Below are 12080 nucleotides of genomic sequence, written 5' to 3'. Positions count from 1 at the left end.
ACCGACAACGTCTTCGGCACCGCAACGAACATGTTGCGTCCAGACCGTGCGAACAGATACATCGGTAGGATCCAGATGCTCGACCCGATACGGGGGGTGAATCCACTGTGCTGCGAACTGGCGATGTTTTCGCTGGATACACGATCAAACGTGTGCTCGGCCAGGGCGGTATGGGCACCGTCTACCTGGCCCAGCATCCGCGCCTGCCGCGCCTGACCGCGCTGAAATTGTTGAAGCGCGAGCTGTATACCGATGCCGAGATCCGGCGCCGCTTCGAGCGGGAGGCCGATCTGGTCGCCCAGCTCGACCATCCGAATATCGTCACGGTCTACGACCGCGGCGCCGAGGATCAGCAGCTGTGGATCTCGATGCAATTCGTGCCGGGTGCGGATGCGTCCTGCGCGGATGTCAATGTGCTCGCGCCGGGCCGCGCGGTGCAGATCGTCGCCGATACCGCGGCCGCCCTGGATTTCGCACACGGCAACGGTGTGCTGCACCGCGATGTGAAACCGGCCAATATCTTGCTGGCCAAGGCGCCGATCGGACAGCCGGAACGGGTGCTGCTCACCGACTTCGGCATCGCGGGCATGCGCGACGGCGAGTCCACGTTGAGTTCGTCCGGAACCATTACCGCCACGCTGGCATACGCCGCGCCGGAACAACTGACCGGTACGCCGGATTACCTGGCCGACCAGTATTCACTGGCCTGCTCGCTGTTTTGGATGCTGACCGGTGTCGGGCCGTTCCAAGGGGCGAATCCCATGGCCGTCATCAACGGGCATCTGTATGGGGCGATACCGTCGCTGCGCCGGTATCGCCCCGACGTGCCGCCCGCGCTGGACGCGGTGCTGGCGCGGGCCATGGCCAAACGGTCCGCGGACCGCTTCGGCAGCTGTACCGAATTCGCCGTGGCGGCTCGGCGGGCGCTGGTGTCGTCCGCGCCGCACCCGCATCAAGCGAACGGTCCGTATCGCCCGCCGATGGGCATGGGTCCCGAATCGCATCCCGGCACCGAACCTCCTCGCGATGCCGGTCCGGCCCGGAACCCGGTGCCGTCCCGAAACGCGGTGCCCCCCAACACTTCCGAGCGGGTCGGCAGCAGCAGAACCGCCCGGCCGTCCGAGCCGACCAACCGTAGCACCCCCGAGTCTCCGCGAACGTCCCAGCCGCGCCTGCCGCTGCCGCCACGCCGTTCGCCGCGTCCCGGCACCATCGCCCTACCCGATATCCCACGTCGCCCCGGCAGAACGCCGCCCGGATCAGCGCCGCGCCCTCCGCCATAGCCGGAAACGATCCGATGTCGCATGCGATACCTATAAGTCGACGATAACCAGGGCTTAAGCGAATCCTGCTAAGGTTTCGATGTTTTCCGTGGTCAGGAGGTCCTGATCGCGCATTCTTATGCTGTACGCCCGTTCATCGGTGGGTCCCGGTGGGCGGCGGGAAGTGGAGCAGACATGCTGGCCAGCGGTGACGTATTCGCCGGTTATGTCATCGATCGGCAATTGGGTCGCGGTGGCATGGGTTCGGTGTACCTGGCAAAACATCCGCGACTGCCGCGGATGACGGCGCTGAAGCTGCTGAATCGGGAGATGTTCTTCGATAAGGAGGTGCGGGCGCGGTTCGAGCGGGAGGCGGATCTGGTTGCCCAGCTTGATCACCCGAATATCGTCACCGTCTACGACCGCGGCCTCGACGACGAACAGCTGTGGATCTCGATGCAGTACATCGATGGCATCGATGCCGCATCGGTCGATCCCAAGTCGCTGCCGCCGGAACGCGCGGTCCAGATCATCAAGGAGACCGCCGACGCGCTCGACTACGCGCACGGCATGGGCGTACTGCACCGCGATGTGAAGCCCGCGAATATTCTGCTGGCCCGCTCGGGCGGCGGGCGCGGTGAGCGGGTCTACCTCACCGACTTCGGTATCGCGCGGCTGCGCGACGACACCGGCCACCTCACCCAGACCGGCACCTTCACCGCGACTCTGGCCTATGCCTCACCCGAACAGCTGACCGGCGCATCGCTCGATCACCGCTCGGACCAGTATTCGCTGGCCTGCTCGCTGTTCTGGCTGTTCACCGGGTCCGGTCCGTTCGCCGCGACCAATCCGGCGGCGGTGATCCAGGGACATCTGCAGGGCACGCCCCCGGCATTGAGCAGCGTCCGTCCAGGACTGCCCTTCCAACTGGACGGGGTGCTGGCGAAGGCCATGGCCAAGCGGCCCGACGACCGGTTCGCCTCGTGCTCGGAGTTCGCGCAAGCCGCCAAGCAGGCGTTCGCCAATCCGAGTGTCCCGGCGATGCCGGTGGTCGGCCCGCGCCCGGGTACCGGACCGGCGATTCCGGTGACGGGTGCGCCACGGCCGGTCACCGGGCAGCCGATGCCCGTGACCGGTACGCCGCATCCGGTGACGAACGGGCCGTACCCGCAGACCGCCGGACCGTATCCGCAGACCAGCGGCCCGTACCCGCAGACAAGCGCACCGCACACCGTGCAGCCACAGCCGCCGGCGCCGACGACCGTCAATCCCGCTTCGCAGGGCACCCCGCCGGTGCAGACCGCGCTGACCCAACAGCAACCGCATCCGAGCAATCCCTACAACCAGCAGCCGCTCGGATTCGCGCCCCGGCCGCCGATGAGCGGGCCCCGCCCGCCCGCCCCGCCGCAGCGCAAATCGAATGTCGGGCTGATCGTCGCACTGTGCGTCGGTCTGGTGATCCTGATGGTGATCGTGCTCGCGATCATCGGCGTGGTATCGAACGGTGGTTCGTCGAACTCCGGTGGCGGCAGCACGACGACCTCGTCGAGTTCGTCCAACGGCGGCAGCGGCTCGGTGGGCGCGACCGCGGCCGCGATCAGCAAAGAGTTCCCGCGCATGGTGCCCGCCAGCGAATCCGATTCGGTCGGCTACAACGGCGCGAAATGCAATGCCCACAAGACCGGCGACCTGACCCTGCCCACGCCGGGTACGCCGGACTTCGGCGCCTGGACCGCGCAGTGGGATTGCTACGGCGGCGGCGACAACGACGACCCGTTCTACACGATCTACGTCTACAAGAACGCCTCCGATGTGCAGAAGGCGCTGAGCAACCTGCCTTCCGACGCCACCAAGTCGACCGACACCAACGGCGGCAAGACCTACACCAACTACAAGTTCGTCAACGACGGGCCGAAGATCGTCACCGCGTTCACCGGCGACAGCAAGCGGGCCCAATTCCTCATGTACGCCGACGGTTTGGCGGGTGCTCAGGACAAGGTCCTGCGCTGGTGGCGCTCGGCCCCACTGAACTGACAGCCGAACCGGGCGCGAAAAATGGCTCGCGCCCGGTTCCGCTCGGCCCGTACAGTTCTACGCATGTTCGGCCACACCATCGCTCTGGAGTCCGCGGTCGCGGACGCGATGGCGGCTGCCCTGGCAGCGTCCGCAGCAGTGGCTGCGGCGCACTTCGACGGCGCCCGAAGCTGACCTTCCCCGGGATGTCTCGGGACCTCTGACGGGGAAGGTGGCCCGTCGCAGAGAGGTCCCACGGCGAGATCGCCGGAAATCATTTCCTAGTCAGGGAAGTCATGTCCAAGAAGACGTATGTGCGGACCAAGCCGCATCTCAATATCGGCACCATGGGCCATGTCGATCACGGCAAGACCACGTTGACCGCCGCCATCACCAAGGTGCTCGCCGAGCGCGGTGGCGGTAACTTCGTGCCGTTCGAGCGGATCGACCGGGCGCCGGAGGAGGCGTTGCGCGGGATAACCATCAATATCGCGCACGTCGAATACGAAACCGCCACACGGCATTACGCGCACATCGATATGCCGGGGCACGCCGACTTCGTAAAGAACATGATCACCGGTGCGTCCCAGCTCGACGGGGCGATCCTGGTTGTCTCGGCGCAGGACGGCGTCATGCCGCAGACGGCCGAGCATGTGCTGCTCGCGCGTCAGGTCGGGGTGGAGCACATCGTGGTCGCGCTCAATAAGGCCGACGCGGGTGATCCGGAACTGCTCGACTTGATCGAGCTCGAGGTGCGCGAGCTGCTCAGCGCCCAGGGGTACCCGGGTATGGAACTGCCGGTCGTGCGGGTTTCGGGTTTGCGTGCGCTGGAAGGGGATTCGCGGTGGACCGCCGCGCTGCTCGACCTGCTGGACGCCGTGGACACCCATGTGCCAACGCCCGTCCGCTACACCGACGCGCCGTTCCTGCTGCCGGTGGAGAACGTCCTGACCATTACCGGTCGGGGCACCGTCATCACCGGTGCGGTGGAGCGTGGCCGGATTCGCCTCGGCGATCGGGTGCAGCTCTACGGCGGCGAGGAGCTGACCTCCGTTGTCACCGGGGTGGAAACCTTCGGCCGGACAATGGAGTTCGCGGAAGCGGGCGACAATGTCGCATTGCTGCTGCGCGGCGTGCAGCGCGGTCAGGTGCGTCGCGGGCAGGTCGCGGCGGAACCGGGCAGCATCGCGGTGCACACCCGGTTCACGGCGCGCGTGTACCTGCTGGGCACGGCGGAGGGCGGTCGGCGCACACCGATCGCCACCGGCTACCGCCCGCAGTTCTACGTGCGTACCGGTGACGTCGTCGGCAACGTGACGCTGCCCGCCGACATCGCGGTCGGCCGGCCCGGCGAAACCATCGACCTGGCAGTCGAATTGGGCCGTCCGGTCCCGCTGGAGTCGGGCCTCGGCTTCGCCATCCGCGAAGGCGGACGGACCGTCGGCGCGGGCACCGTCCTGACCGTCGGCTAGTTCCCGCCGGGTTGGGCATACATCGTGTATGCCCAACCCGGCGGCCGGAAGTTGTCGTATTTTGTCACGTCAGCAACGTTCCCGAGCGCAGGGGTGCAGGGCATCCGAAGTCGGGCGCTGAGCCTTGCCTGCCCATGGTCATCGTAGTACTGTCCAGACACATGTCCATCATGTGTGTGGACAGATATCCCAGGAGGATTTCATGACCCTGGTCAAGCCGCTGCGGGTTTCCGGAGGCGATCACGAGCACGGGCATCTCGAGGAATTCCGTGTCGATCCACTGGCTTTGATGCGGCGGGTGCGGGTGGAATGCGGGGATGTCGGGGCGTTCGATCTCGCGGGGCGGCATGTGATTCTGCTGTCCGGCGCCGAGGCCAATGAGTTCTTCTTCCGGTCCGGCGATGAGGATCTCGATCAGGCCGCCGCATACCCGTTCATGAAGCCGATTTTCGGCGAGGGTGTGGTGTTCGACGCCAGTCCGGAGCGCCGCAAGGAGATGCTGCACAACCAGGCATTGCGTGCGGAGCAAATGCGCGGGCATGCGGCGACCATCGAGGGCGAGGTCGAGCGCATGCTGGCGAACTGGGGCGACGAGGGCCAGATCGACCTGCTCGACTTCTTCGCCGAGCTGACCATCTATACCTCCTCGGCCTGCCTGATCGGCAAGCGCTTCCGCGATGAACTCGACGAACGCTTCGCGCACCTCTACCACGATCTGGAGCGCGGCACCGACGCGCTGGCCTATGTGGATCCGTATGCGCCGATCGAAAGCTTCCAGCGCCGCGACGCCGCCCGCGCGGAACTGGTCGAATTGGTGCAGGGCATCATGGACGGCCGCGCCGCGAATCCGCCGGCGAACAAGGAAGATCGGGACATGCTCGACATCCTGATCTCGATCAAGGACGAGCAGGGGCAGCCGCGATTCAGTGCGAGCGAAATCACCGGGATGTTCATCTCGATGATGTTCGCGGGACATCACACCACTTCGGGTACCGCGGCGTGGTCGGTCATCGAATTGCTCAGGCATCCGGCGGAATTGCGTCGCGTCGTCGATGAACTCGACGAATTGTACGCCGACGGTTCCGATATCAGTTTCGGCGCGCTGCGTCAGATTCCGAATCTGGAGGCGGTGGTCAAGGAGACGCTGCGGCTGCATCCGCCGCTGATCATTCTGATGCGGGTGGCGCAGGGCGAATTCGAGGTGTGCGGACATCGCATCGCACCGGGCGATCTGGTCGCGGCGACTCCGGCCATCTCCAACCGGATTCCGGAGGACTTCCCGAATCCGGATCTGTTCGACCCGAACCGCTATATCGATCCGAATCAGGCGGATATCGTCAACCGCTGGACCTGGATCCCCTTCGGGGCGGGCAGGCATCGCTGTGTCGGTGCGGCCTTCGCGCTCATGCAGCTCAAGGCGATTTTCTCGATACTGCTGCGGGACTGGGAATTCGAGATGGCACAACCATCCGACAGCTACCGCAACGACCACAGCAAGATGGTGGTGCAGTTGCAACAGCCCTGTGCGGTGCGCTACCGCAGGCGGCGAAAGGTCTAGGCAAACGCCCAGTTATGAGAGCGTGAGCGGGAAGATTCTGGGCCCCATGGACTTCCGAGTTCGCTTGTAGGGTGAAGACATGATCACGCTCAAAAAGGAAGATGGCGCCGCTGATCTCAACGGCATCACCAAGCTGACAGTCGGGGTGAGCTGGGACCCATCGGGGGGCACCAGCGGCGGCGCGGTCGGATTACTGCGCCGCAAGCGCGGTGTGGACCTGGATCTGATCGCCATCCTTATGCAGGGCGCCGAGCCGGTGCGTTTCGCCGGTCTCGACTCCCTGGACCCGCTCGGCAACGGTTCGGTCCAGCACACCGGCGACGAACAGACCGGCGCAGCCTCCGGCGACGACGAATCGGTGCACGTCACCTTCGCGAATGTGCCCGAGGCCATCGACGCGATCATCTTCGTGGCCGCGGCATTCAAGAAGGGCTCGTCGTTCGAGAAGGCCAACAACATCAGCTTCAAGGTCTACGACGCGACCGGCGGCAGCGCCCAGCAGGTGGCCGATATCTGGCCGTCGCTGCTCGGCACCGACAACGCCAATGCCGTGGCCAAGGCGTTCCGCAACGGCGGAAGCTGGCAGCTCGAGGTGCTCAACCGCAAGGGCAAGATCAAGCAGGGCGATAAGCAGGCCCTGCTGCGCTTCGCGATGGCGTAAGCAGGCAGCGAAAGCCGGAGCTCGGACGAGCTCCGGCTCCTATTACTACAGAGCCGATTCGACCGCGGACACGACGACCGCATCATCGGGTGTGGTGCGCGGCCTGAATCGGCCGACCACCGCACCCTCGCGATCGATCAGGAATTTCTCGAAGTTCCACTGGATATCACCGGCCGTGCCGTCGGCATCCGCGGTCTCCACCAGCGCCTGGTAGAGCGGATGGCGCTCGTCGCCGTTGACATCGGTCTTCTCCAGCAGCGGAAAGTCGACGCCATAGGTGGTCGAGCAGAATTCCGCGATCTCCTCGGCGGTACCCGGCTCCTGGCCCATGAACTGGTTACACGGCACGCCGACCACGCTGAAACCGCGGTCGCCATAAGTTTTCTGAAGTTCGACGAGTCCGGTGTACTGCGGCGTCAGCCCACACTTGGAGGCCACATTGACCAGCAGTACCGCCTTATCTCCGACCAATTCGCCCAGTGTTGCCGGGTCGCCGGAGAGGGTACGTAGGGGAATGTTGCGGATATTCATTCGTATCGCACCTGCCAGTTCTTGATTCCGTTGATCCACCCCGATCGCAACCGTACCGGATCGGCGACCTGGCTGATCTCGGGCATCGCATCGGCGATCGCATTGAACATCAGGTCGATCTCCAGTCGGGCCAGATTCGCCCCGACACAATAATGTGCACCGGTGCCGCCGAATCCGACGTGCGGATTCGGATCGCGCAATATGTCGAAGGTGAACGGATTTTCGAAGGCGTCCTCGTCGAAGTTGGCCGAACTGTAGAAGATTCCCAGCCGCTGCCCCTGCTTGATCTGCTGCCCGCCGAGTTCGGTGTCCTGGGCCGCGGTGCGCTGGAACGCATTCACCGGGGTCGCCCAGCGGACGATCTCGTCGGGTGCGGTGCGCGGTCGCTGCTCCCGATACAGCTCCCACTGCTCCGGATGGTCCACGAAGGCCTTCATGCCGTGGGTGATGGCATTGCGGGTGGTCTCATTGCCCGCGATGGCGAGCAGGATGACGAAGAACCCGAATTCGTCCGAACCGAGCGCCTCGCCGTCGACATCGGCGTGCACCAGTTGACTGACGATGTCGTCGACCGGACAGGCGCGCCGCTGTTCAGCCATATTCCATGCGTAGCCGAGGATTTCGGCGAAGGCGGCATTCGCGTCGCCGTACTCCGGATCGTCGTAGTTCAGCGTCTGGTTGGACCATTCGAATAGCTTGTGGCGATCGTCATTCGGCACGCCGAGTAGTTCCGCGATGGCCTGCAGCGGCAGTTCGCAGGCCACCTGCTGGACAAAGTCGCCGCCGCCGGTTCGCTTGGCCTCGTGCACGATTCGCGCCGCGCGTTCGGTGAGTGCGGCGCGCAGGCCCTCCACCGCACGCGGGGTGAATCCCTTGGAGACGATCCGGCGGATCTTGGCATGCTTCGGCGCATCCATATTGATCAGCATCGCACCGGTGAGTTCGATCTGTTCCGGGGTGACATCGTCGGGCAGCCGGATGATCGCGCCCTTCTGCGCGGAGGAATAGATTTCGGGGCTGCGCGAAATTTCCTTCACGTCTTCGTACTTGCTGACCACCCAGTACCCGCCGTCACGGAAGCCGCCCGAGGTCGCATCCGGCTGCGCGCACCACCACACCGGTGCGGTGCGGCGCAGGGTCGCGAATTCCTCGACCGGCATGCGGTTTTCCCACAGCCCGGGATCGGTGAAATCGAAGCCTGGCGGGAACGTGGGCGCTGCCATAGCTAACTCCTGGGTGAAAAGTGTTTCAGCGCAACCTGAGGCGGCGCATGAGTCGTAGGGTCGTCAGCGTTGTTTTCAGCTGCTTCTCGTAGGGCAGGCCCGCGCGGGCCGCCATCACCTGGCGCTTCTGCACGCCGATATTCACGGTGTCGGTGTATTTGAGCAGGCCCTGATCGCCGTGCCTGGTGCCGACGCCGGACTGTTTGACACCGCCGGACGGGGTGGCCTTGGCGGCGTAGGTGGTCACGAAGCCGTCGTTGATATTGATATTCCCGGCCTCGAGCTGGGCGCCGATTCGGTTGGCGCGGGCCAGATCTCGGCTCCACACGCTGGCGTTCAGGCCATAGGAGGTGTCGTTGGCGAGCCGGATGGCGTCCTGCTCGTCGGTGAACCGGTAGACGCTCACCACCGGACCGAAGGTTTCCGCGCTCGCGTGCGTCATCTCGGGGGTGACGTCGGTCAGCACGGTGGGTTCATAGAACGCCGGGCCGATATCCGGTCGCGCCTTGCCGCCGGTCAGCACGGTCGCGCCCTTCGTGCGCGCGTCCTCGACGTGCGCCGCGACCCGCTCCATATGCTGCACCGAGACCAGCGAGCCGAATTCCGGTGTGAAGTCGTAGGCCGCGCCGATCTCGGCGTTCAATTCGTCTGCCGCCGTGACCAATCGGCGCACGAACTCGTCATACAGCCGGTCCTGCACATAGATCCGCTCGATGTGCATACAGGCCTGGCCCGAATTCGCGAAGACCGCGAATGACGCGCCGGGAATCACCTCGTCGAGATTCGCGTCGTCCAGCACGATCATCGGGTTCTTGCCGCCCAGTTCGAGGCTGCAGCCGATCAGATTGCGGCCCGCGCCTTCGCCGACCACCCGGCCGGTCGCGGTCGAGCCGGTGAACATGACGAAGTCGGCATTGTCGATCAAGGTCGGACCCACATCGGGACCTTCACCGCAGACGACCTGGAACAGCCCCTTCGGCAGACCCGCCTTATACAGCAGTTCCACCCCGAACAGCGCGCAGAGCGCGGTCTTGTTATCGGGCTTGAGTACGACGCCATTGCCCGCCATCAGCGCGGGCATCGAATCCGACAGCGCGATGGCGAATGGGAAATTCCACGGCGCGATGACCGCGACGACACCTTTGGGGCGGTGCTCCTCGGTCGAGGTGGTGATCAGCGGCACCGGGCCGCCGCGCCGCTTGGGCTTCAGTACCCGGCGTGCGGTCTTCAGGTAGTGGCTGATGACCATCGGCACATCGCAGGATTCCTCGAAGGCCATGCGGCGGGTCTTACCGCAGCCGATCTGGATCAGGTCGGCGATGGTTTCGTATTCGGCGAGGATCAGGTCGTGGGCGCGTTCGAAGACCTCGAGCCGGCGCTGTAGCGGCCAGGCCGCCCATTCCTTCTGGGCCGCGCGGGCGGTCGCATAGGCGGTGGCGACATCCTCAGGGGTCGACTGCGGGAGTGCGCCGACCACGGCGCCGGTGTAGACCTCGACCATCGAATACGGATCGGCGGTACCGGAGGCAGCGACCATTTCGGTCAGCCTGCCGATCAACGCTTCGGTGATCCGGGCGGGCAGCGCCGGTGCGGATTCCTTCTTGGCTTCGGTTGTATTCATCGGACCTTCTCCGTGCTGACGGCAGATGCCTTCGAATTAGAACACGTTCTCATCGTGAATGTCAGGGGCTCGAGTGGGATGACCTGGTCGAATGCATGCCGAGACATGGTCAATCCGCCTGATGATCCGGTGCGCGGCCCGCCGCGAACTCCCGGGCCCAGCGGTAATCGGGCTTCCCGCTCGGGGCGCGCGTCACCACGTCGGCCAGCCAGATCTGCCTCGGCACCTTGTATCCCGCGAGATGCTTGCGCACATGTCGCTCGAGCGCGGCGAAATCCACCGGTCCGGCGCCCGCGACCGATATGACCGCCGCCACCTGCTGGCCCCAGCGCTCGTGCGGCACCCCGATCACCACCGCGTCGTAGACGGCCTCGTGCGCCTTAACCACGCTCTCGACCTCTTCGACGAAGACCTTCTCGCCGCCGGTATTGACGACCATATTGCCGCGGCCGATCAGGGTCACCGAGCCGTCCGGCTCGACCCTGGCGCGATCGTCGGTCACCACGATCCGGGTGCCGTCGACCGTCTTGAACAGCCGCTCGGTCTTCTCCGGATCCTTGTAGTAGCCGATCGGCACCGCACCGGTCTTGGCGAGCCAGCCCTCGGAACCGGGTTCGACCTGCCGTCCCGCATCATCGACCACGATCGCGCCGCGCCCGCTCTGTACGCGCGGACCGCGGCCGGGATTGTCGTCCTTCTGCGCGAAACCGATGCCGCCGAAACCGGTTTCGGAGGAGCCGATGGAATCGGAGACGACCGTAGACGGAAACAGTTCCAGCAGTGCGTTTTTGACCGGTTGCGACAGCAGCGCGGCACCCGAGCCGATGGCGACGAGCGAGGATGCGTCCACCGGGGCGGCGCGGTAGGCATCGATCAGTGGACGCGCCATGGCATCACCATGATTTGCGGGCGATGTTGTTCGACCACCCGCCACACCCGCTGCGCATCGAATTTGGGCTCGAAGATCACGGCATTGCCGGACCACAGGGCGGTGAAGGACGGCATCATCGCGGCGGCGTGGATGAGCGGCGGGAGGATGAACCAAGTGCTCGGTTCGCCCTGTGCGCCGACACGGGACTGTTGATATTCGTCGGAAACCGGTTCGTTCGTGTAGAAGTCGATGCCGCCGCCGAGCACCCGCCACATATCCTCTTGCCGCCACATGACGCCCTTGGGTCGGCCGGTGGTGCCGCCGGTGTACATCATGAACAGGTCGTCGGGGCTGCGGTCGACGGCGCGGCGGGCTGGGGAGCTCGAGAGTAAGGCCTGCTCATATGAGGCGGACGAGTCTGCCGCGGTGATGGTGGTGTCAGTGGAAATTCGAGGGGGTGGCCGGTCGTCGACGATCAGCACGCGGATCGACGGCGTGTCGGCGAGTCCTGCCAGTGCCGTGTCTGCGTATTTCGCATGGCACACAAGCACTTCGAGGTCGGCATTGTCGTAGAGGTAGCGCAGTTCTTCGACGCCGTACCGATAGTTGATATTGATCGGGACTGCCCGCAGCTTGAAGCAGGCAATAAGGGTGGTCATGGTTTCGATGCCGTTGTGCATCTGGAAACCCACGTGCGTACCGGGGCCGACGCGGATCGAGCCGAGATGGTCGGCGAGGCGATTCGCGCGGGCGTCGAGTTCGGCGAGGGTGAGTGCGCGATCGCCCTCGATCAGCGCGGTGCGCTCCGGCATCACGTCGACCGCATGCTCGAAGAGGTCGGCGAAATTGTGGGACATGGCAATTCACT

At 65.1% G+C, this 12080-nt stretch carries 8 protein-coding genes and 1 pseudogene; 5 read left to right on the top strand and 4 right to left on the bottom strand.

The genetic code is table 11. The features are described from left to right. Nucleotides 1-107 precede the first annotated feature (107 nt). The 5 genes from OIE68_RS24710 to OIE68_RS24690 all read left to right on the top strand — a co-directional run bounded on the left by OIE68_RS24710 (nucleotide 108) and on the right by OIE68_RS24690 (nucleotide 6966). Nucleotides 108-1283 (top strand): serine/threonine-protein kinase, encoded by a 1176-nt coding sequence (locus OIE68_RS24710; RefSeq protein ID WP_327093480.1) that lies wholly within the window; start codon nucleotides 108-110, stop codon nucleotides 1281-1283. A gap of 174 nt (nucleotides 1284-1457) precedes the next feature. Further along, nucleotides 1458-3296 carry a serine/threonine-protein kinase gene (locus OIE68_RS24705; RefSeq protein ID WP_327093479.1) on the top strand — a complete coding sequence of 613 codons (1839 nt, stop codon included), beginning with the start codon at nucleotides 1458-1460 and terminating at the stop codon, nucleotides 3294-3296. Nucleotides 3297-3571: 275 nt separating this feature from the next. Beyond that, entirely contained in the window at nucleotides 3572-4747 is a 1176-nt protein-coding gene (gene tuf, locus OIE68_RS24700) for an elongation factor Tu (protein WP_327093478.1), read from the top strand. Between the two features lie 202 nt (nucleotides 4748-4949). Further along, nucleotides 4950-6305, top strand: coding sequence for a cytochrome P450 (locus tag OIE68_RS24695; RefSeq protein WP_327093477.1), 1356 nt, complete (start codon nucleotides 4950-4952; stop codon nucleotides 6303-6305). Nucleotides 6306-6384: 79 nt separating this feature from the next. Next, nucleotides 6385-6966 carry a TerD family protein gene (locus OIE68_RS24690; protein ID WP_063045919.1) on the top strand — a complete coding sequence of 194 codons (582 nt, stop codon included), beginning with the start codon at nucleotides 6385-6387 and terminating at the stop codon, nucleotides 6964-6966. A 45-nt stretch (nucleotides 6967-7011) separates the two neighbouring features. Here the strand turns inward: OIE68_RS24690 and OIE68_RS24685 are convergent, their stop codons facing one another. The 4 genes and pseudogenes from OIE68_RS24685 to OIE68_RS24670 form a co-directional block, all read right to left on the bottom strand. Then, complete coding sequence (locus OIE68_RS24685; protein ID WP_327093476.1) at nucleotides 7012-7497, bottom strand: glutathione peroxidase; 486 nt, start codon at nucleotides 7495-7497, stop codon at nucleotides 7012-7014. Next, on the bottom strand, nucleotides 7494-8720 hold the full coding sequence (locus OIE68_RS24680) for a cytochrome P450 (protein ID WP_327093475.1): 1227 nt from the start codon (nucleotides 8718-8720) through the stop codon (nucleotides 7494-7496). The genes OIE68_RS24685 and OIE68_RS24680 overlap by 4 nt, the downstream gene beginning before the upstream one ends. A gap of 25 nt (nucleotides 8721-8745) precedes the next feature. Continuing rightward, on the bottom strand, nucleotides 8746-10341 hold the full coding sequence (locus OIE68_RS24675) for a succinic semialdehyde dehydrogenase (protein ID WP_327093474.1): 1596 nt from the start codon (nucleotides 10339-10341) through the stop codon (nucleotides 8746-8748). Nucleotides 10342-10450: 109 nt separating this feature from the next. After that, nucleotides 10451-12069, bottom strand: a pseudogene (locus tag OIE68_RS24670) (acyl-CoA synthetase). Nucleotides 12070-12080: the final 11 nt, after the last annotated feature.

The sequence above is a fragment of the Nocardia vinacea genome (assembly GCF_035920345.1).
GTDB classification, from domain to species: Bacteria; Actinomycetota; Actinomycetes; order Mycobacteriales; family Mycobacteriaceae; genus Nocardia; species Nocardia vinacea_A.
This window is presented reverse-complemented; position numbering and strand designations above follow the sequence as displayed.

Excerpts from the sequence above, each read along its gene's own strand:
- OIE68_RS24705 (WP_327093479.1), top strand. The coding sequence starts at position 1,458 with ATGCTGGCCAGCGGTGACGTATTCGCCGGTTATGTCATCGATCGGCAA.
- tuf (WP_327093478.1), top strand. The coding sequence starts at position 3,572 with ATGTCCAAGAAGACGTATGTGCGGACCAAGCCGCATCTCAATATCGGC.
- OIE68_RS24695 (WP_327093477.1), top strand. The coding sequence starts at position 4,950 with ATGACCCTGGTCAAGCCGCTGCGGGTTTCCGGAGGCGATCACGAGCAC.
- OIE68_RS24690 (WP_063045919.1), top strand. The coding sequence starts at position 6,385 with ATGATCACGCTCAAAAAGGAAGATGGCGCCGCTGATCTCAACGGCATC.
- OIE68_RS24685 (WP_327093476.1), bottom strand. The coding sequence starts at position 7,497 with ATGAATATCCGCAACATTCCCCTACGTACCCTCTCCGGCGACCCGGCA.
- OIE68_RS24680 (WP_327093475.1), bottom strand. The coding sequence starts at position 8,720 with ATGGCAGCGCCCACGTTCCCGCCAGGCTTCGATTTCACCGATCCCGGG.
- OIE68_RS24675 (WP_327093474.1), bottom strand. The coding sequence starts at position 10,341 with ATGAATACAACCGAAGCCAAGAAGGAATCCGCACCGGCGCTGCCCGCC.